Below are 21,104 nucleotides of genomic sequence, written 5' to 3'. Positions count from 1 at the left end.
ATTGGCTGGCTTAACTTATAAGTGTTACAATAATATTCCTGCGGAGATTGCTTAGGGTAATATTCGGGTATTAAACTGTCTCTTTTCACCATAAATGTTCCCTTTACCTCAACACTTTTATCCCGTTCCATACAAGATTTTATTTAGGTCGACAGCTATGCTTAGGAGACTATTCGGCGGTAAGCCCCTGCGGGGGCGTAGAGGGCCCAGTATTGAGGTTGACACCGCGATATACGCGGGTGGCAAGTACTACACGGCTCTCCTCCTAGAGGTTGTTAACAAGCCTGGTGTAGTAGCGAGGATCGTGGACGAGATCGCCAAGAGGAGAATCAACATCGTCAAGGTGACGACCCCGTACCTCGTGACAGGGGACAGGGGGCACCTCCTGATCATACTCGAGGACTGCGACGAGAGGTGCGCGGAGGAGCTCAAGAGGGTTCTCGAGGGGATGAGAGAAATCGTCCTCGCGGTGGAGGCGACGAGCGGCATGGACATATTCCTATTCCCGAAGCTGGGCGAGCTCAGGTTCCTAAACGAGAGGGGGCTGGTCCTCTCGGCGGGGATGGTAGCGGAGGCCCTTAGAACGGTCTCCAGGAGCGTGGGCAGGGCCGAACACAGCGGCGTGCTCAGGTTCGCCGGGAAGGGCGTGGGGAGGTACGTGTACCAGGGCGTGTACTCGCTTATGTCGGCCCCTCAGTCCCCCGAAGCCCAGTTGAAGCACTCCCTCGACTTCCTCGTAGACATGTTCAAGGCGCTGGGGCTGGGAGACGTGGAGTACGACCTGCGAGGGCTGGAGGTCAGGTTCAAGGTCAGGGACAACTTCGAGTGTGCGGCAGCCAAAGAGGCTGGGCTGATCGGACCGACAGGGAACTTCACTAGCGGCCTGATCGAGGGGTTCCTCGAGGGGGTCTTCGGTAGGAGAGTCGAGGTCGTCGAGGAGAAGTGCATAGCGCGCGGAGACAACCACTGCGAGTTCAGGGCTATGATGTACGAGGCGACCCCCGGGTAGGGCTACACCATCCCGGTCTAGACCCCTTTTCTAGAAGCCCGACCTGTTTTAAAGGATCCTAGATCCCATGGATCAGATCGGGTGTGTGGCGTGTCCGAGACCAAGACAGCCAAGGAGATAGTCCTCGAGGTTTTAAAGAGAGAGAAGAGGCCTTTGACGCCGAAGGAGATACAGAAGCTGACAAACCTGAACTACAACACTGTGAGGGGCAGGCTACAGGACCTCAAGAAAGCGGGCCTGGCCGTGAGGACCGAGCAGGGCTGGGTGTACAAGGAGAGGAAGTAGCCCTCGTACCGCGACCGCCATCACGTTTTTAGCCACCCAAACGCCATTTTTCCCACAAGGTGGTTTGTTGAGCCTCAGCGGCCTTTCCTGGAAGGAGATAAGCGACCCTATTTACGGGCACGTCTACTACAACAAGGAGATCGAAGAGAGGGTTTTGGGCACCCTCCCCGTGCAGAGGCTCAGGTACATACTGCAGCTGCAGACCGCCCACCTCGTCTACCCTGGAGCTGTCCACACGAGGTTCCAGCACAGCATAGGCGTAATGCACTTGGCGGGCGTGATGGCCGAGGACGTCCTCAGGAAGCTCGTGAGGTTCGTAGGCCCTGAGGCCCTCGGTGGGTACAGCGTAGACGAGCTCGTGGAGGCGGGCAGGTTAGCGGGCCTACTCCACGACATCGGCCACGGGCCGTTCGGCCACACTTTCGAAGAGGCTGTGCTCTGGCGTGGGGGCGTCAGCCCGGAGGTCGCGAACCACGAGAGAGTGGGGCTACTGTTGTTCAGGCACACCTTGAAGGACCTCGTAGACGACCTGGGTAAGAAGAGCGGGTTCAGCGACCTGGCGGGCGTAGTGGAGGAGCTGCTCGGCCCGGGGGAGCCGCGCGCACCCGTCCTAAGGCTTGTGAGGAGGGTGATCAAGGACAGCTACTACCCCGCCGACGTTCTGGACTTCCTGAGGCGGGACAGCTACTACGCGGGCACGGGCGAGTACGGCTCTATCAACCACGAGAAGCTGGCCAAGAACACCTACCCTAACCCCAGGGACGTCTCGGAGCTGGTGCTGGAGAGGGGCGGGCTCGGGGAGTTCAAGGCCTACATGACCGCCAAGGCTAGCATGTACCACCACGTATACTACCACAGCGTTGCTAGGGCCTTCGACAGGATCCTCTACGACATACTCGTACTGCTCGACGAGGAGCTCGGGTTGAAGATCGCCGTCAACGCTGTTGCCAGGGGGGAGGTGAGGGACTTCCTGCTCCTGACGGACGCGGGGCTCTACGACCTGATGCTTAGAGAGTCGGTGAGGGAGGGGAGTAGGCTGGGCCAGCTTGCGAGAGCGCTTCTAGTGGAGAGGAAGCCCTCGTGGAAGCGGGTGGGGAGGGAGGTGGTGGTAACGCCCTTCAAGAGGGGTTGGAGCACGCTTAAAGTCCTGAGGCTGGCCTACGATAAGAGTATCAGGGAGAGAGTGAGGCGAGAGCTCGAAGAGGAGCTCGCGGGGGCTGTCGGCTTGGCGAGGGAGGACATCTGGGTGGACGTCGTGGACATTACACCGCTGCCTAGGAGCGTGATCTACTCGCTCAAGGGAGAGCCGCTCATAGCTCTCAGGACCTGCGAGGTGTCTGGGAACAGGATAGTGCTGGACAACCCGCTAGACCTTGTCGCGGAGGGCCTGCCGCTCACGGTGCTGGTTAGAGGCTACGTTAGGAGGGAGAAGTACAGCATGGACTACGAGCCCAGGTTCTCGGCTGTGGTCAACGACTACCTCGAGGAGCTGGCCGGCGAGATCCCCGAGTCGGCCGTCGACTTGGAGGCTTACCAGCACATGAAGATAACCTCTTGAGGTGGCGGCCGTGGGCAAGGTCGTCCTCTACCTCTACCCTATGTTCGAGGAGTACGCGGTTAAGGCCTTCTACTACAGCGACGAGGGGAGGCTCGCTGAGACCTGGGAGTTCAGGGGGGTCAAGAACGTCGTGATAACGGCCAAGCAGGTCTCCCTCAGCAGGCAGCTGGCTAAAGAGCCCCTGGCAATAGTCGTGGACGTCGAGAGGCCTGTAGTAGAGTTCAAAGAGGGGGTCCTGAAGATCGCTGGTGGTAGCCGTGAGTAGTGTGGTGGGAGAGTTCCAGGTGGAGTCCTCGAAGAGCAAGAGCGGGAAGCACGTACTGTACAGCAACGCCTACGTGTACTCGAGAGCCGCCTCCAGGATACTCCCCTGCGACAAGTACGTCGCGTCATCCATTGAGGCCAAGCCCGTGTACGTCAGGGGTAGGGCTAAAAGGGTCAGCTTGAGGGTCGAGAAAGGGGACTTCGTCATCTACGTGTGGATGGTCAGGAACTACCTGAAGAGGGTGAAGGGGTATATTCTGCTGTTCAACCACAGCGGCGAACTAGTCTACAAGGCCAAGTACGTCGACGGAAGCCTACGGAGGAGCGTGGGGAGCCCTGTCTACGCGTGGCTCGTGAGGCTGTTCGTGGAGCAGCTGAAGATCCCCGTGAGGGAGACCAGGCTGGGTGACGAGAGTGCCTAGTATACTGGAGCTCGCCGAGAGGGTCCTTAAGGCTTTCAAGCACTACGAGGCCTTCATATTCGAGGCTAGCGAGCTAGCGCAGGTGAGGGAGCTGGTGGCGAAGAGCGAGCTCACGGGGCTCGTGGTCATAAGGCGGGTTGACCCGAGGTACGAGGACATCTACGTCATGGCCCCCTGGTCGCTGGACTTCGAGAAGGACTGCCTAAGCAAGATACAGCAGCTGCTCGCAGAGGGGAGGCTGAGCCCGGAGGAGTACAAGAGGAAGAGGCTGAGCCTCCTGGAGCAGTGCGTCAACAGCATGGAGAGGGAGAGGGCTAGGCTTATAATAGGAAAGTTGGAGAACTACATTAAGAGCATTAAAGGAGCCTGAGATGAGCAGGCTTCAAACGGGCTTAAGGGCCCTCATGTACGGTTACGTGATAAGGGTATTCCCAGTTGTCTCCCTCGCGGGCTTCGTGGTCTCAGCATACGGGTGGTTCAGGCTGTACCAGTGGTTTAAGAGCAGGGCTCTCATAGTCGCCCTCGTAGGCGTCCTCGCGGTTATCGTCTTAAACGTGGCTCTGGCGCTAACACCCCCACAGCAGGTTGCGGGCTTGTCGGAGAACATGACTTCGAGCGAGATGGTCAACGCGCTTGTAGCCCTCGAAAACCAGCTGGAGAGCCCGCTGACGGTGGTGACGGTGGTGGTGCCTTCCATAGGCTTACTCTTCGAGTCTACGGGGCTGATACTCCTCCGCAAGCTCTACAGCGGGAGGCCTCCTCTCGTGGCCCCGGCGCTACTGATCGCTTACAGCCTGCTCTTACTCGCCCCCCTGGTCTACCTGCCCTGGATAGAGGCTGGCATTAAGTCTGTTAGGGAGAGCCTCCTCAACGGCAGCCTGAACACGACTACGGCGCTTAGCAGCCTCGGCCAGCTATACCTGCCCTTCAACATAGTCGAGTTCGCGGTCTTGTTCACAAGCCTCCTAGCCTACATCGTCCTAGCGTACTTCTTCTACAACATGAGCAGGAGTGTTGAAGAGTAGGCCCTGGCTGTAAGCCGCGTAAGTCGCCTCGCCTACCAGGTGAAGTAGAAGAAGTAGAGTAGGGCGCTGACAGCGATTACCACAAAGTACACTATTGGCTTCCACTTCAAGACTTTCGAGCCGTCTAGAGGTGGGACTGGGAGCAGGTTGAAGAGCGCGACCCAGGAGTTCACGTAGCCGACGTAATAGAGGGCGCTCGCTAGCAGGGGACCCACAAGGCCGGGCGCTAGTTGGAGTATGCTGACCGAGGCGATGGAGACTACTATGTTGTAGAGGGGGCCCGCCAGGCTGACCAGGCCGTCTATCCTCCTCAGCTCCTCTCTGTCGTACGTGGGGGGCGACACAAGCGTGAACCCGGGCATCACGAACTTCACCGGGACGAACGGGAGGGAAGTCGCCAGCGTGACGAGGAGTCCTATGGGAGAGAGGACGTACCTCGACCAGCACCCCATCCTCCTAGCCACGTTCCTGTGAGCCAGCTCGTGGGGTACTACCGCCAGGAAGGAGGCCACCGCCGCCACCACGAAGCAGGCTGGACTGCCCCCCAGTAGGCAGCTCGAGCCGAAGGCCAGAGAGACGGCTAGGCCCCCTATTAGAAGCGCGACCGGCTCGTTGAGCCCCACCAGCCAGCTCATGGCTAGACAGCACCCGTGTAGAGGGATTAGCGCCCGGTGTAAAAAGCGTTGCCAGGAGCAAGAGCCGCGAGGTGAGGCTAGACTACCGTGCCGGGCGGGAAGCTGGCTCTCTCGTCGCCGAACAGGTCGAAGGGTAGGCTGTCGACCCAGTCATCACCTGAGGGCGGGATGGTGTTGGCGTAGTACTTGAAGACCAGCTTCAGCCCTGTCAGCAGGTTGAACCCGTATATCTCGACCCCTAGGAGGCCTGCCCAGAGGAAGGCCACTGTGACCTTCCTCCTCGACATGTCTAGTGCCGGCTGCTTTGGGTCGGGGAGTGACGTACTGTAGGGTGGCGGGTAGCTGTCGTCGCAGTCGGCCGAGCTCAGCACGAGGTTGCTCCAAACGACTTTCTCCTGGAGCCAGGGCCAGTAGTAGCTCGGGCTGATGGGTATCCTGAAGACGAGGTACGTGGTGCCGTTCCCGTAGTAGTACGCGGCTACAGGGGCCATCGTTATGTTACCCTTGTTTGTCTGCGTGAAGTTCATTAGGGCCAGGCTCCCGCTGTACACCGTCAGCCTAGTCGAGTTCGGGTTTACGATGTAGCTTGAGGGGGCGCCGTTGAAGTTCACGTAGGCTGTAACGTAGACGGGTATGTAGAGCCCGTCGTACTTCCAGTAACCCTGCTGGAATACAGCTGTGTAGCCTATCTCCAGCCACCTCGTGATCCTCTTGTACCCGAGATAGGGGTTGTATACGTCGACGGTGACGTTGACGCGTAGCGCGACCCTGCTGTAGGAGGAGCCCGTGGTGCTGTTGCTGGCTATAGTCGCGGCGTAGGACGCGTTCACTATAATCCCCGAGGGGTACACCGTGTAGCCGAGGGTGTTCATCAGCCCGGCCCAGTTCCTGACCGTACTGTAGAGGCTGGAGGCGAGGAGTGCTGACACGGACTGGGCCGAGAGGTTGACGGCGTTGTAGAACCTGGTGAAGGACTGGTTGAAGCCTCGCGAAGTGTAGTTGGACTGGCAGAGGCCGTAGCACACGTAGTCGTCGTAGTTGTAGACGACGTCCCACCTCATCGAAGTAGGGCAACTAAGAATCCTGTCTGAGACGGGGTCGTAGTACCACTCATATCTAGCACTGCTGTTAAAGCGCACTAGGGATGACTGGTAGCTGAAGTACTCTGTGTAGTTACCCCAGAAGGTGGAGGCGAACAGCGAGCTCGCGTTACCGCTGAGCCTCGCTAGTGTGGCAAGTATGATCGAGTCGATCTCGTCCCCTATCACGCTCCACGCCGCCTGTTCCGACCCCGAGGGGATGGAAACGTAGTTTAACGTCGAGGTCGAGTAGTATACGGTGGCCAATATCAGGCTTAGGACGAGGGCTAGGGCCACGACTACGGGCATCTCCCCTCTCATCACGGAGCCACCCTCACGACGTAGAAGTATACGAGCCCGTCTCTCGTCTCCCTCATGTACGTGTAGGTCCTGTAGTAGCCTGAGGACTGAGACGACCTCAGCTCGCAGTAGTCCACGCCTAAAGTCCTCCCTGTACTGAGGTCGATCACCGTCACGTTCACGAACACGTAGGAGACCCCTGTAGAGTTTTTCAGGGCGTACGCCAGCTCGCAAGCGCCCCAAGTCATCTTGGAGCCTATGACGCTGTAGACGTTCGACCCCACCTCCATCACCCTGTAGGAGGAGACGCCGGATAGTACGTTCAAGTAGAGGATGGAGACCACGGCTACGAGGAGCCCTATCGCGGCGGCCGAGGCGATTATCTGGACCTGCCCCCTCACCGCTGCCACACCTTCAGGTCTACTACGTAGTCGAACAGGCCGAGCCTGACGTAGTAGGTTGTCTCCCAGTACCCGCTCGACGGTGGCCTCTCGCCTACGCTGAACGCGCCCCTGTAGACGGGTGCTGGTATGGAGTTGGAGCCGTCGTAGACTACGACCATGACGAGGTTGGATATGGGGAGGACGAGGTCCCTGGTGCCAGCCCAGCTACTCACGTAGACCGGATTCGAGCAGTAGTAGTTGCCGGAGACCCACTGGCAGGTCAGGTTGACTGTGACGTGGGTCTCGCCCACAAAGGTCCTCAGGGTGCTGTAGGTCGAGTTCCAGGCTCCAGCCGGCCTCGAGTAGTAGCCTATGCTACTCCTATTCAGTGTCACGTTGTCGTACCTCCCCGGGTAGAAGACGACCCACACGAGCGGCTCGTAGTAGGTCGAGCTGTAGGCGTTGAACGTGTTGTTAGCGTAGTAGAGCAGGGTGGTGTTGTAGACGGTAGAGAAGTTCGGGTGGTTGTACGCCATTACTGTCGAGAGGACGCTGTTAGAGACCGCCAGCATCACGTTCCCTGAACTAGAGTACAGGTAGGCCGACGCGGACGGGTCCTGGAACCAGTAGTTGACGAACCTGGCAGAGGACGACTCGAGGACCGCCACGACAGCCTGCGGGGTGCTCTGGAGCGTGAAGGTGTAGGTGTAGGTCCCCGAGCTAGGGTCGAAAGCGTCGGGGCTCGCCTTCGAGAGCGTGCTCCAACCGCCGCCTTTAAATACCAATAGTACTGCGAGCGTCCCGTTGTATAGGGTCTTGACGACCAGGCTACCCCCGCTCACGGTGACGGCCGTGACCCCGGATGAAACAGTGGCGTTGAAGCCGTACCTGCTGTAGATGGTCTCGCCCACGGCGCTATTAACGTAGTTCACGATGCTGTTGTAGAGCTCCGGGAGCTCCGGTGTGAGGTTGCCGCTCGAGAAGGCGTTGCTCAGGGCGAGCGACACGGCCGTGGCGTAGATGTCCACTACGTTGGTCTGGGGGGCCTTGACTAGGGGCTTGTAGTAGACGTTGACCATCATGTTGAAGACAGGTATCACCGAGAGGAGTATAATGAACGCCAGTACGTACTCGACTATCTCCTTCAACTACTCCTCGCCCCCTTGACCATGACAACGACCACCTCGTCGCCCGTGGGCGTGACCACCAGTGCCACGTCCACGAGGAGCTTGCTGCCGAACACGACCACCGGCCTCAGAGAGTAGCTGATGACGGGCACAGACGGTGGCGAGGCGCTCTCTACCGGGCCGAAGTAAACTGACGGCTCGGGGTAGACGAAGGGCCTCGCCCTCACGTAGTAGTAGAAGCCCGATGTCGGCACGGTCTTCGACTTGCCGTACCCGTCGCTGTTCCCGTTCGCCGTCCCTATCACTACTAGGCCCGTGTCCACGTAGCCGTAGTAGGTACTGTTCAGGTAGAGGTAGCTGTACGACGAGTTGCTGTAGTAGGCTGTAGTGTTGTACACGACGTAGTACGCCGTGCTGTTGAAGTAGGCGACCCCGGCGAGAGCCAGGGAGCCTACGCTAACAGGGACGTTGGTGTTCAGCCAATAGGGGACGGGGAAACTCGAGTTCCTGAAAACGACCGTATACTGGGGGATGTGCCCCTCAGCCGGTACGCCGGAGGCGTGGACTGCCGCCCCGTACTGCTGAGCAGGCTGTGTAAGCTGGGGCAGAAACATGAACACGGTGCCGCCCGATATAGTCTGGTTCAAGACGAAGGTCGTCACGATGTAGCCCTGGTCGTCGTAGATAGTTATGTAGACTGGTGTCGTGACACCCAATACGGGGTTCAGGGAGACGTCGACCACTGCTACACCGCTCTCGTTCGCCACCGCACTGTAAGTCAGGTCGTCGCTGAACAGTGTCACGCTCCAGCCGGCCGGCAGCCCTATAAAGGTTATGGCTGTCAAGTTGACCGTCTGCTGGGAGGGGTCGTACCTCGCCGAGACGAGGTCGTCGTAGAGGGAGTTGTCTGGCGTGGAGTCGCTGTAGGGGGAGACCGCCACGGCTCCTACGTAGTTAGGGTCTGAGGGTACTAGGCCGCTCTGCTTCGAGTAGAACAAGAGCCCGTCTCCGGTCTCGGCGTCGTAGACTCTGACCGTCAGGTGGTTTGAGACCCCTGGGCCGAGTATGTCTACGTATATGAACACCCAGTGGGGCCTGTCGAAGCCCGGCGGGCTCGCGGAGTCGATCATATCCCAGGTCCTCGCGTCTCTCAAGTCGCCTATCCACAGCTCCAGGTCCTCGCCGCTGCTGTTCACCGCGACGAAGAAGTTCTTGAAAAGGCTGGTGTCCTGGGCTACTACGAGGCCTCTCAGCACGCCGTCCGGCTTGACCAATACCTTGAACAGGATCTGGTACTCCTCCTGCCCTCTAGGGGCGTTGGACGGCGGGTTCCACCTCACTACCGCGGCTGCCCAGTAGTTGGAGTTAGAGATCGTGATGTTGCTGTAGTTGTAGGCGTTCAAGAGGGTCTCCGACCCCGACGACACTATGCTCCAGTTCCCGTAGATGACCGTGTAGTTCGAGAGGTTTACGTTTACGAAGGGGTCGATGACCGGGGGTATGAACTGTATACCGAACCACCGCAGCCCACCCGTTATGTTGTAGAGGGCTAGCCTCCAGTCCTGGTCGTTGAGTGTAAGGGGCGCGCCGTAGCCCTCTACTATCACGCCTTGGCCGCTGGGCGACAGCGTTAAGGGTGTCTTGTAGAACAGCGTGAGCAGCGTCGGGGACGTCTTGCCGGGGAAGGTCGCGTTAACCGCCACTCCCGATAGACTGCTGAGGTTGTACTGTGATATGCTCCAGCTAGTGGCGTTCACCGGCAGTACGCCCCACGCGCCCTGTATTGCCTGCTGGTCCGCAGCGCTGAAGTTGTAGAACATGGGGAAGACCCCGGGGTCGCTCCTCGACGTCGCGAGGGGTGCGCCCCAGTACATGAATATCGTCTTGTTCGACCTGGCTTCCAAGTAGGGTATCTGAACCCACACGACGGCGCTTGTGGAGTTCCAGTACTCTATCCAGTACCTGAGCGGCGTAACTCCGTCGCTGTCAGCGAACCTCAAGTCGTTTGGGGTCGGCGTGTAGTTGAGGAGCCCGTAGGTGCAGCTGAGACTTGACGGGTTGAACACTACTCTCACAGGGTAGTTGGTCAGGTTTAACCCAGAGTTCTCTCTGACGTAGAGGGCCTCTCTGCACAGCCAGGGTACCCCGGACTCGGCGTAGCCGGTGTTGGGGTCGAAGCCCACCCGCGTCGCGTTGTAGACCCAGCTCCCCGTAGCGACCATCACTTGCCTCCCCTGGAGGTCTGCGGGCTTCAGCACCAGGCTGGCAGACCAGACCTTGTTGTCCGCCGCCGCGGCCACTACGTAGAGAGCAGCCGGGTCGTAGTCGGCTCTCTGCCTAATGGCAGGGAAGTACTGTGCTAGAACACTGCCGTTACCGATGTAGACGTTGTAGCCGGCCCCGTAGTAGACCTCAACCGGGAGGTTGAGCGTCAGGAGGCTGCCGTTGGCCCCCGATATCAGGAGGTTCCTGAGGGAGCCGGCGAGAAGAGACGAGACGGCGCTCAGCACGTTCTCCATGTTCCTCCTGTTCATGACGTCGACTGTGGTGAACGCGTACAGTGAGAGCGCGACGAAGACGGCTATCATCGCCGCGAAGCCTATCAAGTGAGTGAAGACGGGTGTGGGCACTAGCCCATCACCACCGTTACGTTGACTACCGTGAGCGAGACCGTCACCGGGCCTCCCGTGTACTGCCTGTATATGTCCCTCGGCCCCAGGGTGACCGGGCTACTGAGGGCCGGGCTCTTTACCACCACTGTGAGGTTGTAGACGTTCGAGTACCAGTAGGTCGAGGAGCTGGACGCGTACAGCTCGGCGAACCCCCTGCCCGGGGATAACACGGGGTTGAGCACTACGACCATTACGTTGAAGTAGTAGAACGAGCCCAGTCTATCGAAGGTAGCCTGGACGCTCGCGTAGAGGCGGCAGGTGTCCAGCTCTATTCGGGCCGAGCCGTTCTCGTAGAACTCCCTCACGCTGGGTACAAGCCTGGGGTCGTCGACTACGAGGGAGCTGTTTCCGTAAAGGTATCGTGAGGACTGGGCGTACGTAGAGTAGGAGGCGGCTGTTACAGAGTAGCACGGTAGTAAGAGGACGGGGCTTGTGCTCGAGTTCACGTACACCCCCACGTAGCCGGACAGCCTGTAGCCCAGGGCCATGGTGGACCTGGGGTAGGTCACTACGTAGTCGCCGCCGTTCAGCACGTAGAACATGTTGGTCGCCATACTGAGGAGGACCTGCCTGTAGTAGAGGTACTCTGCCCGGTAGACGTTGTTGAAGCCGGCTAAATAAGAGTAGCCCAAAACGAGGGAGAGCAGCGCGAGCAGGACGCCCGTCATGATAACAGTAGCAAAAACCTCGGAGACCCCATTCAAACTAGCGCACCTTACCCGGCCACTACTTATAGACTTGTGTAAGTGTCTAAATTAAGTTTTCCTCGCATGGTCCGGCACTGGGTCTCGGTAGGCAGACTGGAGGCCTGTCCAGGTTTTAGGGGCTTACCCCCCTCCTCCCCGCCCACTCAACCTACCATCACACCTATTTCAACGACCCGGAGCTCGACCTCTACCCCGTAGCTCGAGCTGGACAACACGGTTTGGACGTCGGCGGGTAGCTGGACTTGCTTACCGTTTATGTAGATGGACAAGCTCGTTACGTTGGTGTACACCAGGTCGATGTCCCTACTAGGGTCGTGTCTCAGCACTAGCAGGCCCTGCCCGTAGACCTCGGGTGGTCGGTCCGGTCTATTCAGCCCTGTGAAGTTCGATACCACGAAGGTAACCCTGGCTTTAACGCCCAGTGTGGAGTTCACGTAGACTACCTGGTATGTGACTACGGATGGGTCTAAGACGAGGACGCTAGCCCCCTGCTGGTAGTACTCGTAGACCAGCATACCGGGGTGTCCCGAGGGTAGGAGGCTCGAGTTGACCCCGTATACGAGGTTGAACCCCTGTACGAGGTTCCTCCTGACCACGGCTGTCAGAGCCGTGATGTTCCCCACTACGACCCTCGTGTTGTTGACCACGAGTGTGAGGTTGAAGGGCCTCGTGGCGAACCCGATGGAGACGTAGTTAAACGGGTAGCTGTACTCGAGCTTGAACGGTTGTTCCAGGGCTGAGACCGCTATGTTCCTGAACACGGACTTGACGTAGCCGAATTCCACGGAGGCCTGGTTCCTGTCCAGGTAGAACATCACGTACATGAACCCGGCTATAGATATGCTCAGGGTGACAGCGAAGAGTATGACCGCCGAGACTACCTCGCTTAGCCCTCTCAGTTCAACCACCAGCCATTCCCAGCAGCCCGCCCCCGAACATCGGCGTGAGGACGAAGAACGCGACCGAGGCTATTGTCAGGATCAGCGCGTGCTTGAAGCCGGAGGCCGTTGACTCGTTTGCCACTTTGCCCGCGACCAGGCCCATTATGTAGCTGTTCAGCACTATACTGGGCAGTACCTGGCTAGCGGCTGCCTGGTAAGCGCCGACGCTGACCGGGAGCTGCCCCATGAAGCTCGCCATCAATATGACGGTCATGGACGAGAGTATGGCGCCCATGTACGGGACTATCATCAGCGTCCTCAAGCTACGCTTCTTCTCCAGGTCCATTGCCTCGACGCTCTCGGCGAAACCGGCGAGAGACTCTAGGACCTCGATGGTGCCGCCGCCTACCTCGATGCTGTCCGTGAGCATGTACAGGAGGATCTTGGCCCTCCACACCCTTATCTTCCTGAGGAGCTCGTCTATGATCCTCCCCAGCGGTATACCTAGCTCGAGCTCGAGAGCCATCTTCCTCAGGTAGCTAGTGAACACACCGTAGTTCCTCCTACTCAGCTCGAGAATGCTCCTCTCGGGGGAGAGGCCCGTCTTCCTGACCTCGACCAGGTCTCTTATGAACCTCGTGATGCCGTTTATGATCTTGTACTCTCTCGATACGTACTCGTAGTAGGCGACCGCTGGGATGGTGGCGTAGATCAGCGCCATTCCCAGCGCTACGCTGCCGTAGGTGTAGCCCGGCAAGTGGTATAGCTCTGCCGGCCAGACCAGCATAGTGTACATTCCACTGAGCACGGGGTTGTACTTCAGGGGGTGGTAAGGGGGTATACTCGTGTAGAGGACCCAGCCGAAGAACAGGAACAGCGCTGCTAAGGGCATTGTGAGGCCCAACGCGACTATGTAGGGTCTCCAGTCCATCCAGGGCTCCTTGAACTGGAGGAGGTCGGCGAAGTATATGACGGCGAAGGAGAGGAGAGGGAGGAGTATGTACAAGAGCATGAAAATACCTCCACCAGTCAGACCGAACGGGAGGACGCCGGCGAAACTCTGTGTAACGAAGTACATGACCGTCATTGTAAGAAGCGTCAAGAGGACTACTGCGAGGTAAGACTCGAGGAGGCCTCCCAGCCTGTCGGCTGTTATCTTGATCCTCACGAGGAGGTCGTTGAATAGTGCTCTAGCCTTTTTGTTCAAGTAGTCGATCACGTCGCCGCCGGCCCTCACCGTTGTGACGTAGCCTGCCAGCACGTCTCTCACGATAGGGCTGGGAGACCTCTCGCTTAGTAGGCTGAAGGCCGTCAGGGGGTCTTTGCCGAGGACTCTTACCAGTAGCGTGAACCTCTGCCCTATCTCGGCGCTGTGGGGCATTATCTTGCCGCTCCTCGCCACTCTCTCGAACGCTACGTACGGGCTCATACCGCTCTGGACTAGGACGCTCAAGTAGCTCATAGTGTAGGGGAACTCGGTGTCGATAGCCGAGGCCTTGTTCGAGACGCGCAGGCTCGGGTAGGCCACGAAGAGTAGGAATACGAGGGAGGGCAAGACGATCGCTACGACTCCTAAGACCACGAGCCTCAAGAGGACGGCTAATGCGAGGAGAGCTACGGCCACCCCCGTGGAGATTGCCAGGGAGAAGGCGATCAGGGAAGCGTAGACGGGCGGGTGTATGTGGAGGTCTGACCTCCTGATAGAGGTGCTGATAGACGGGTAAACCTCGAGTATCTTCAGACCTAGGGGCTCAAACCGCTTGTACACCTTGTCGAGAAAACCCATTAAGCGACCCCCACACAGTTAAATATCGCATCCCCCAACTTTATATTGTTGCTAACATGAAATATAATTGTTGGGAGGGAGCTTTTGCCAAAACTGTCGATTAAACTCCCCTTGCAGAGGGTGAGGAAGCCGAAGAGCGAGTTGGGAGAGCTCGTCAAAGCCATAACACCAGTCGAGGAGCCCCTCCGGCTCCTAATTAGGGAGCCGGGCTCTAAGGTCCTAGACTCCTACTACGTTTACAAGCCTTTCGTCAAGGTCACGGTCGCAGAGACTAAAGAAGGCATTGTGTACTATGTAGAGGAGTTCGGGCTGACCGAGGAAGACAAGGCGGTCCTAGAGAAGCTCACAGACATCGTGATGGACGAGATGAGGCCTCCGGCGAGGCCGGGTGTCGTCAAAGACCTAAGGGAATACGTCTACTCGGAGATACAGAGGATAGCCGACAAGTACAAGGAGAGGCTGGGGCTTGTGGGCTCCCGGAGGATCAAGCTGATGTATTACCTGGAGAGGAACCTGATAGGCTACGGTCCCATAGACCCCCTGATGAGGGACCCCAACATCGAGGACATATCCTGCAACGGTGTCAAGACCCCTGTCTTCGTCTGGCACAAGAAGTTCGAGAGCATCCCCACGAACATAATCTTCGAAAGCGAGGACTACCTGAACGAGTTCGTCATGAAGCTCGCCCACATGTCCGGGAAGCACATCAGCGTGGCTTACCCAATAGTCGACGCGATGCTACCAGAGAAGCACAGGCTCGCCGCTACGTTCGCGAGGGAGGTGTCCGTCAAGGGCCCCACCTTCACTATAAGGAAGTTCAGGGAGAGGCCTTTCAGCCCCGTCGAGCTCATAGAGGGGAAAGTAATAGACTCGGTGGTAGGGGCCTACCTCTGGACGCTCATCGAGCACGGCAAGACGGCGATGGTGGCTGGCGGCACCGGTGCCGGCAAGACCTCGTTGCTGAACGCGATCTCGCTATTCATCAAGCCCGGGAAGAAGATCGTCACGATCGAGGACACACCGGAGCTCAACCTCCCCCACGTCAACTGGACGCAGTTAACCAGTAGAGAGACCTTCGTGGTCGGCCAGAGCGTAGGGACGAGCGTTAGGCTCTACGACTTGGTCAAGCTCAGCCTGAGGTACAGGCCAGACTACATTATCGTCGGCGAGGTCAGGGGAGAGGAGGCCTTCGTGCTCTTCCAGAGCATGGCGACCGGGCACGGCGGCCTGTCAACCATCCACGCCGAGACGCTCGACTACGCGATAAAGAGGCTCACCAGTCCTCCGATGAACATACCGCCGGCCTACATGAAGTTGATGAACGTGTTCATACACATACAGAGAGTCCTCACAAGGGTCGAGAAAGGCGTTGTCTCTGTGCGGAGGAGGGTCACAGTACTACAGGAGGTGGAGGACGCCGACAAGTACATCAAAATCGCGCAGTGGGACCCGCGGACAGACAGCTTCATAGTAGACCTCTCGAAGAGCATACACCTCAGGGACATAGCAGAGAAGAGGGGTCTCGACTTCGAGGACATACTCGAGGAGATCGAGAGGAAGGCCACCATTCTCAACTGGATGAGGGTTAGAGGGATAACCGATGCTTGGGATGTAGCAGGGATTGTTTTCGACTACTACCACGACCCCGAGGCTGTCTACAAGAGGGCTCTCGGAGAGCTCGAAGAAGCACACGTAGAGGTCCCGAGAATCGCCGAGAAAGCCCCCGTCGAGATCGAGAAGACCATCGAGATATCTTCTGGGGGGAAGCCTACTGCTCAAGGGAGACAAGGATCTTGACCGGCATATTGACGTCGTACTTCGAGGCCAGGAGTTCGAGGTCTCTCTCGATCGCCTCCTTCAACTTCAAGTGCTCGCACTTCTTCATGAGCCCAGCCTTCTTAACGCTCACTCTCACGTAGAGCACGCCCTTCGATAGAGAGACGCCGAAAGACACTACCCTACAGCCGTAGAAGTTAGAGTAGTCGTTGACCAGCCTCTCCAGCTCTACGTTGAACGACTTTATCTTCTCGGCCTCCACGGCCAGGAGGGGCTGTTGCACAGCGGGCGCCTCCGCTTTCTGGGCCTCGGCCCTCGGCTTCTCGGGTACTTGACTAGTCTTCTCCTCTTCCACCAGGGGTAGCACCTCGTAGACGTAAGCCGTAACAGGCCTGTCTTTCGCTGACATAGCTAAGACCACGAGAGGTTTTAAACCCGCTACTCTCGTCGAGGACTGTGTGAGGCTGACCATCGAGGAGGAGACCAGGACCCCCTTCTCGATGTACACGGTAAACTTGTAGTCCTCGAGCCTCACGGTCACTAGTATGTTCTTGTCTGGGCTGAGAGACGTGATGTTCAGGACGTCGTCGTAGCCCAGCTTGACGACCTTGACCAGCTTGCTCCTGAGGAGGAGGCTGGCCTCGGCGCTCAGGTCCTTCAGCAACTCCAGCCTAGAGTAGTCTATGTTGAGCCTCGTTATGAGGTTGTAGATCTCCTGCTCCGTGACCAAAAAACACAGCCCTGAGGCTAGAATTATGCTTACGTCGATTTATAAGTGAGCCCCCGAGAAGTGGACCGGCCGGGATTTGAACCCGGGACCTCCGCCGTGCGAGGGCGGCGCTCTTCCAGCTGAGCTACCGGCCCTCAATACTATTTAAATAAGTGGAGGATTTTAATACTTCAATCAAGCCGGTTCCGCCTATTCACGTGGTAGACGGGTGTGCTTAGTTGAGTGGCGAGGTCGAGCACAGGAAGCGTGTTAGAGAGGAGCTGATCTCGAAGAACATCAACCCGTATCCCCACAAGCCCCTCTACCAACCGGCAAGCTTGAGGAGCGTCCTAGACAGCCCCGTGGAGGGGGCCGAAGTCGCTGTGGCCGGCAGGGTAGCAGCCGTACGGAGACACGGTGGCCTTGTGTTCCTCGACATAGTTGACGACGGGCTACGCATCCAGGCATCGATAGACAAGAGCAAGGCCGGAGACGTCTTCGAGTTCTTCGGCAAGTACGTAGACCTCGGAGACTTCGTGAACGTGAAGGGCGTGTTGTACAGGACTAGGAGAGGTGAGCTGACTGTAGACGTCAGGGGGCTTCATCTGCTGGCGAAGAGCCTCCGCGCACCGCCTGTGAAGTACGGGCACAGGCTGCTCGACCCGGAGGTGAGGTATAGGAAGAGGTACCTCGACATGATGCTGACACCAGACGTTAGGAGAGTGCTCGAAGTTAAGTTCAAGGTCCTGGAGGAGACGAGGAGGTTTATGTGGGGGGAGGGCTTCGTCGAGGTCGAGACCCCTGTCATACAGCCGATCTACGGCGGCGCAGAGGCCAGGCCTTTCAAGACCCACGTCTGGGCTCTGAACACCGAGTGGTACCTCAGGATCAGCCTCGAACTACACTTGAAGAGGTTCATTATCGGGGGGTTCAACAAAGTTTTCGAGATCGGTAAGGTTTTCAGGAACGAGGACATCGACGCCCAGCACAACCCCGAGTTCACGATGCTGGAGGCCTACCAGGCCTACGCGGACTACAACGACATGATGGACTTGACAGAGGAGCTTATAAGCCACCTGGCCGAGAAGGTCGTGGGGAGGAACGTCGTCGAGGTGCCCGTTGGAGACGTCAAGGAGAGGATAGACCTGTCGCGCCCGTTCAAGAGGATGACGATGTACGAGGCCTTCAAGGAGTACGCCGGTATAGACGTCGAGAAGCTCGGCGACGACGAGATCAGAGACCTGTTGGCCAAGAACGCGATAAGCCTGGCAGGCGGGTACGACAGGGGGAGGGCTATAGTGAAGCTGTTCGACAAGCTCGTGGGCAGGAAGTACCTGGTGCAGCCTGTGTTCATCACCGACTACCCGAGGTCGTCCTCGCCGCTGGCGAAGCCCCACAGGTACAACCCTGACTTAGCAGAGAGGTTCGAGCTGTTCATCGCCGGCATGGAGATCGCCAACGCCTACACGGAGCTGAACGACCCGGTTCTACAGGCAGAGTACTTCAGGGCCGAGGAGGAGAGGAGGAAGAGGGGCGACGAGGAGGCGCACCCGTTTGACTGGGACTTCGTGGAGGCGCTGGAGTACGGGATGCCCCCTACCGGGGGGCTTGGAGTCGGGCTAGACAGGGTTAGCATGGTCCTAGCAGGTGTCTCGTCGATAAAGGAGGTCATACCGTTCCCGATGATGAAATAAGCCATCAAGCCGGGAGGTTGAAGCCGGCCTCAAGGGCTTTGAAGTTCGCCTCGTGATACCTCTTGTCCAGCAGCTCTGCTATACCCATCTTCACGTAGTCGAGGGGCAGTAGGTTCGTTACCTTGACGACGTGGCCTAAGAGGAGCATGTTCGCGACTCTCGGGTTGTTTAGCAGCCTCTCTGCCAGCCGCGTGTACTCGTGGGCGTAGAGCTTGGCCTCGGTCCTGACCTCCCCCTGGTGGAAGGTCTTGTCAAGGAAGACGAACGTCTCTCTCTGGGCTAGCTTGAGGTAGCTGTCGAGGTTGTAGGGGTAGAGGAGTATCATTATGTGCGGGTTCGTGGCCGAGACGAAGTTGAAGGCCTCCTCGAGGCTGTCGGCTATGACCATGTCGACCCTGCTCTCACCACCCCTCGTCTCGGAGGCGTAGTGCTCTGTCCCGGACGTGTAGTAGTTCATGTACTTAGACGCGATGAGGCCGATCAGCCTACCCAGTAGTAGGACGCCCTGACCCCCTCTCCCGACGATGAGTATCTCGTGCCTCAACTCTCAACCCCTCTTCACAAGGTCGAGGTACGACGGGTTGTTCCTGACGACGTACTCCCCTATGACGATCCCCTTCTCCCAGTCTATGTCGGACTCGTCTATTACCGGGTTGGGCTTGTACCTCACCCTCTTCTTCAGCTCCTCGAACATCGTGACCGGGTTCCTCAACCCGATGTGCCTGCCGTAGACCTCGGGGCACGTGCTTATCACCTCGAGGAACCTGAAACCCCTCATCCCCAGAGCCTTGTAAGTGAACATCTCGATGTAGTGCGGTGTTGTGATGCTGGCCCTCGCGACGTAGTTCGCGTTGAGGCTCGCGACCAGCTTTACTACGTTGAGAGGCGGCTCGGGGTTCCCGTGAGGGGTGGTCGTCGTGTAGACTTTCAACGGCGTGGTTGGGGCCAGTTGACCGCCGGTCATGGCGTACACGAAGTTGGTTATCATCACGACGAACAGGTCCATGTTCCTCTTGGCAGCGTGCAACAGGTGGTTGCCTCCTATACCTGCTATGTCCCCGTCGCCACCGACGACTATGACTTCTAGGCTCGGGTTTGCGAGCTTGACGCCGGTGGCGAACGGTATGGCTCGCCCGTGGAGCGTGTGGGCAGAGTCGAAGTCGACGTAGAAGGAGACTCTAGCGGAGCAGCCGATACCGGTAACAAAGACGACCTTGTTCCTGTCGAGCTTCCCCTCGTTTATCCTCCTGTCAATGGCCCTCAGCATGGCGCCTAGTGCTATGCCTATCCCGCAACCGGGGCACCATATGTGGGGGAGCCTGTCGGTCCTCAGGTACTTGTCAAGGGGGTGCAGGGTGAGCTTGGCTAGAGCCATTTGGCGACGGCCTCCATCACCTCGTTGAACTTAGGGGGGTCGACCGTTATAACCGGGGAGAAAAACGTCCTCGCCGAACCGGCGATCCTAGCGACGTCCAAGTAGACTCTCCCCGTGTTGTTCTCGACGACAATGACCTTGCCCGCCCTCGAGAGGGCCCTCCACAGCCTCTCTTCGTCCAGCGGCCAGAGTGTCTTCAGCCTCAAGAAGCCCACCCTAGCGCCTTTCTGCCTCAGAGCCTTGACTACCGGGTACACCATGCGCGCTGTCGACCCGTACGCTACTACGACGGCGTCCGAGTCCTCGACCCAGTACTCCTCCTGCTCGTAGATGTAGCCTATACCCCTCCTTATCTTCTCGTTGAGCCTCGCGATCATCTCGCGGTAAGTCCCGGAGTCCTGGCGGTAGTACCCCAGCTCGTCGTGGACGAGGGACTCGACTATCACCTTGTAGCCCTCGCCGAAGACGGCCATCGGCGGTACTAGGTCCTCGCCTGGCTGGTAGGGCCTGTACTCCTCTGGGGGCACCGAGGGCTTCTTCCTCTCTATAATCTCCACCTCACCCGGCTCCCTGACGTAGAGCGTCTCCCACATGTGGGCTATGTTGGCGTCCGAGAGGAGCACTACAGGCGTCCTGAACTTCTCCGCCACGTTGAAGGACTTTATGGTCATGTCGTAGCAGTCCTGGACGCTCCAGGGGGCGAACACCGGGATCGTGTAGTCCCCGTGCGCTAGCCAGCGGGCCTGGTACACGTCCGACTGCGTCGCCTTCGTCGGTATCCCGGTGCTAGGCCCCGCCCTCATGATGTCGACTACCACGACCGGGGTCTCGGTGGCGACCGCGAGACTTACCCCCTCCGCCATCAGCGAGAAGCCGGGCCCGCTCGTGGCGGTCATGGCTTTGACGCCCGCCCACGACGCGCCTATCGCGGCGTTTATACTGGCTATCTCGTCCTCGAACTGGACCACTATACCGCCGTAGCTCGGCAGCTTCTCGGCTAGGTACTCCATGAGGTCTGAAGCCGGCGTTATCGGGTAGCCCGCGTAGAACTTGAGCCCCGACAGTATCGCGGCCTCAGCGATAGCCCTGTTACCCGACAAGAACTCCCGTCTCAACTCCTGCCACCCTTCGTCACGTATATCGCGAACTCGGAGCAGACGTACTCGCACAGCCTACAGCCGATGCACTTGTCGGGCTCTGTCACCACCGGGGGCCTGTAGCCGAAACGGTTTGAATTCTGACCCTTCACCAGTATTTTAACGGGGCAGATGGCGATACAAAACTCGCACTCCTTGCACCTGTCCCTGATCACATTGACGACGAACCTACCACCAGCATACTCGTCTACAGCTAGTGCTAGCGTTTGCGTCAATAGCCAACACACCCTTAGCCACTAAATTCATACTACCAGGTGCTC

Annotated in this window: 22 protein-coding genes and 1 tRNA gene; 9 read left to right on the top strand and 14 right to left on the bottom strand. The window is 58.4% G+C overall.

The window, feature by feature from the left end; genetic code table 11:
- The first annotated feature begins 157 nt into the window (after positions 1 to 157).
- From WLZ34_RS06000 to WLZ34_RS05970, 7 genes are all read left to right on the top strand, one after another.
- The gene (locus WLZ34_RS06000; RefSeq protein WP_434731136.1) at positions 158 to 1,009 is read left to right on the top strand and encodes a V4R domain-containing protein; all 852 of its coding nucleotides are present in this window, start codon (positions 158 to 160) and stop codon (positions 1,007 to 1,009) included.
- Positions 1,010 to 1,099: 90 nt separating this feature from the next.
- The gene (locus WLZ34_RS05995) at positions 1,100 to 1,294 is read left to right on the top strand and encodes an HTH domain-containing protein (protein ID WP_014737886.1); all 195 of its coding nucleotides are present in this window, start codon (positions 1,100 to 1,102) and stop codon (positions 1,292 to 1,294) included.
- A 67-nt stretch (positions 1,295 to 1,361) separates the two neighbouring features.
- A complete protein-coding gene (locus tag WLZ34_RS05990) occupies positions 1,362 to 2,852 on the top strand; it encodes an HD domain-containing protein (RefSeq protein ID WP_434731135.1) in 1,491 nt (496 codons plus the stop codon).
- 10 nt (positions 2,853 to 2,862) lie between these two features.
- The gene (locus WLZ34_RS05985; protein ID WP_434731134.1) at positions 2,863 to 3,117 is read left to right on the top strand and encodes a hypothetical protein; all 255 of its coding nucleotides are present in this window, start codon (positions 2,863 to 2,865) and stop codon (positions 3,115 to 3,117) included.
- Positions 3,110 to 3,538, top strand: coding sequence for a hypothetical protein (locus WLZ34_RS05980; protein ID WP_434731133.1), 429 nt, complete (start codon positions 3,110 to 3,112; stop codon positions 3,536 to 3,538). Before WLZ34_RS05985 ends, WLZ34_RS05980 begins: the two co-directional genes overlap by 8 nt.
- Positions 3,531 to 3,908, top strand: a complete 378-nt coding sequence (locus tag WLZ34_RS05975) for a hypothetical protein (protein ID WP_434731132.1) — start codon at positions 3,531 to 3,533, stop codon at positions 3,906 to 3,908. The genes WLZ34_RS05980 and WLZ34_RS05975 overlap by 8 nt, the downstream gene beginning before the upstream one ends.
- Position 3,909: 1 nt before the next feature.
- Positions 3,910 to 4,563, top strand: coding sequence for a hypothetical protein (locus WLZ34_RS05970; protein WP_434731131.1), 654 nt, complete (start codon positions 3,910 to 3,912; stop codon positions 4,561 to 4,563).
- Positions 4,564 to 4,595: 32 nt separating this feature from the next.
- Here the strand turns inward: WLZ34_RS05970 and WLZ34_RS05965 are convergent, their stop codons facing one another.
- From WLZ34_RS05965 to WLZ34_RS05930, 8 genes are all read right to left on the bottom strand, one after another.
- Positions 4,596 to 5,198 (bottom strand): site-2 protease family protein, encoded by a 603-nt coding sequence (locus WLZ34_RS05965; RefSeq protein WP_434731130.1) that lies wholly within the window; start codon positions 5,196 to 5,198, stop codon positions 4,596 to 4,598.
- A gap of 77 nt (positions 5,199 to 5,275) precedes the next feature.
- The gene (locus WLZ34_RS05960; RefSeq protein ID WP_434731129.1) at positions 5,276 to 6,598 is read right to left on the bottom strand and encodes a hypothetical protein; all 1,323 of its coding nucleotides are present in this window, start codon (positions 6,596 to 6,598) and stop codon (positions 5,276 to 5,278) included.
- Positions 6,598 to 6,978 carry a hypothetical protein gene (locus WLZ34_RS05955; RefSeq protein ID WP_434731128.1) on the bottom strand — a complete coding sequence of 127 codons (381 nt, stop codon included), beginning with the start codon at positions 6,976 to 6,978 and terminating at the stop codon, positions 6,598 to 6,600. Before WLZ34_RS05955 ends, WLZ34_RS05960 begins: the two co-directional genes overlap by 1 nt.
- Positions 6,975 to 8,108 carry a hypothetical protein gene (locus WLZ34_RS05950; RefSeq protein WP_434731127.1) on the bottom strand — a complete coding sequence of 378 codons (1,134 nt, stop codon included), beginning with the start codon at positions 8,106 to 8,108 and terminating at the stop codon, positions 6,975 to 6,977. The genes WLZ34_RS05955 and WLZ34_RS05950 overlap by 4 nt, the downstream gene beginning before the upstream one ends.
- Positions 8,105 to 10,717, bottom strand: a complete 2,613-nt coding sequence (locus WLZ34_RS05945) for a DUF2341 domain-containing protein (RefSeq protein WP_434731126.1) — start codon at positions 10,715 to 10,717, stop codon at positions 8,105 to 8,107. The genes WLZ34_RS05950 and WLZ34_RS05945 overlap by 4 nt, the downstream gene beginning before the upstream one ends.
- Entirely contained in the window at positions 10,717 to 11,463 is a 747-nt protein-coding gene (locus WLZ34_RS05940; RefSeq protein ID WP_434731125.1) for a hypothetical protein, read from the bottom strand. Before WLZ34_RS05940 ends, WLZ34_RS05945 begins: the two co-directional genes overlap by 1 nt.
- Positions 11,464 to 11,609: 146 nt before the next feature.
- Positions 11,610 to 12,374, bottom strand: a complete 765-nt coding sequence (locus tag WLZ34_RS05935; RefSeq protein WP_434731124.1) for a hypothetical protein — start codon at positions 12,372 to 12,374, stop codon at positions 11,610 to 11,612.
- Positions 12,367 to 14,133 carry a type II secretion system F family protein gene (locus tag WLZ34_RS05930; RefSeq protein WP_434731123.1) on the bottom strand — a complete coding sequence of 589 codons (1,767 nt, stop codon included), beginning with the start codon at positions 14,131 to 14,133 and terminating at the stop codon, positions 12,367 to 12,369. Before WLZ34_RS05930 ends, WLZ34_RS05935 begins: the two co-directional genes overlap by 8 nt.
- 93 nt (positions 14,134 to 14,226) lie before the next feature.
- On the opposite strand from WLZ34_RS05930, the gene WLZ34_RS05925 reads away from it, so the two are divergent.
- Complete coding sequence (locus WLZ34_RS05925; RefSeq protein WP_434731955.1) at positions 14,227 to 15,930, top strand: type II/IV secretion system ATPase subunit; 1,704 nt, start codon at positions 14,227 to 14,229, stop codon at positions 15,928 to 15,930.
- Here WLZ34_RS05925 and WLZ34_RS05920 read toward each other — a convergent pair.
- Together WLZ34_RS05920 and WLZ34_RS05915 are read right to left on the bottom strand one after the other, a co-directional pair.
- Entirely contained in the window at positions 15,902 to 16,639 is a 738-nt protein-coding gene (locus WLZ34_RS05920) for a hypothetical protein (protein ID WP_428724455.1), read from the bottom strand. The genes WLZ34_RS05925 and WLZ34_RS05920 overlap by 29 nt on opposite strands.
- Before the next feature lie 61 nt (positions 16,640 to 16,700).
- A tRNA-Ala gene (locus WLZ34_RS05915) sits at positions 16,701 to 16,773 on the bottom strand.
- Positions 16,774 to 16,857: 84 nt separating this feature from the next.
- On the opposite strand from WLZ34_RS05915, the gene lysS reads away from it, so the two are divergent.
- A complete protein-coding gene (gene lysS / locus WLZ34_RS05910) occupies positions 16,858 to 18,312 on the top strand; it encodes a lysine--tRNA ligase (RefSeq protein WP_434731122.1) in 1,455 nt (484 codons plus the stop codon).
- Positions 18,313 to 18,316: 4 nt separating this feature from the next.
- Here the strand turns inward: lysS and WLZ34_RS05905 are convergent, their stop codons facing one another.
- From WLZ34_RS05905 to WLZ34_RS05890, 4 genes are read right to left on the bottom strand one after another with little or no spacing between them, the layout of a single operon-like run.
- On the bottom strand, positions 18,317 to 18,856 hold the full coding sequence (locus tag WLZ34_RS05905) for a 2-oxoacid:acceptor oxidoreductase family protein (RefSeq protein WP_434731121.1): 540 nt from the start codon (positions 18,854 to 18,856) through the stop codon (positions 18,317 to 18,319).
- 3 nt (positions 18,857 to 18,859) lie between these two features.
- A complete protein-coding gene (locus WLZ34_RS05900; protein ID WP_434731120.1) occupies positions 18,860 to 19,687 on the bottom strand; it encodes a thiamine pyrophosphate-dependent enzyme in 828 nt (275 codons plus the stop codon).
- A complete protein-coding gene (locus WLZ34_RS05895) occupies positions 19,678 to 20,802 on the bottom strand; it encodes a 2-oxoacid:acceptor oxidoreductase subunit alpha (RefSeq protein ID WP_434731119.1) in 1,125 nt (374 codons plus the stop codon). The genes WLZ34_RS05900 and WLZ34_RS05895 overlap by 10 nt, the downstream gene beginning before the upstream one ends.
- Positions 20,799 to 21,059 (bottom strand): 4Fe-4S dicluster domain-containing protein, encoded by a 261-nt coding sequence (locus WLZ34_RS05890; RefSeq protein ID WP_434731118.1) that lies wholly within the window; start codon positions 21,057 to 21,059, stop codon positions 20,799 to 20,801. Before WLZ34_RS05890 ends, WLZ34_RS05895 begins: the two co-directional genes overlap by 4 nt.
- Positions 21,060 to 21,104 lie beyond the last annotated feature (45 nt).

It is taken from the genome of Thermogladius sp. KZ2Tp1 (assembly GCF_051131135.1).
GTDB lineage: Archaea > Thermoproteota > Thermoprotei_A > Sulfolobales > Desulfurococcaceae > Thermogladius.
This window is presented reverse-complemented; position numbering and strand designations above follow the sequence as displayed.

What these genes read in the sequence shown, in the direction of transcription:
- WLZ34_RS06000 (WP_434731136.1), top strand. Translation starts at nt 158, where the DNA reads ATGCTTAGGAGACTATTCGGCGGTAAGCCCCTGCGGGGGCGTAGAGGG.
- WLZ34_RS05970 (WP_434731131.1), top strand. Translation starts at nt 3,910, where the DNA reads ATGAGCAGGCTTCAAACGGGCTTAAGGGCCCTCATGTACGGTTACGTG.
- WLZ34_RS05965 (WP_434731130.1), bottom strand. Translation starts at nt 5,198, where the DNA reads ATGAGCTGGCTGGTGGGGCTCAACGAGCCGGTCGCGCTTCTAATAGGG.
- WLZ34_RS05960 (WP_434731129.1), bottom strand. Translation starts at nt 6,598, where the DNA reads ATGAGAGGGGAGATGCCCGTAGTCGTGGCCCTAGCCCTCGTCCTAAGC.
- WLZ34_RS05930 (WP_434731123.1), bottom strand. Translation starts at nt 14,133, where the DNA reads ATGGGTTTTCTCGACAAGGTGTACAAGCGGTTTGAGCCCCTAGGTCTG.
- WLZ34_RS05900 (WP_434731120.1), bottom strand. Translation starts at nt 19,687, where the DNA reads ATGGCTCTAGCCAAGCTCACCCTGCACCCCCTTGACAAGTACCTGAGG.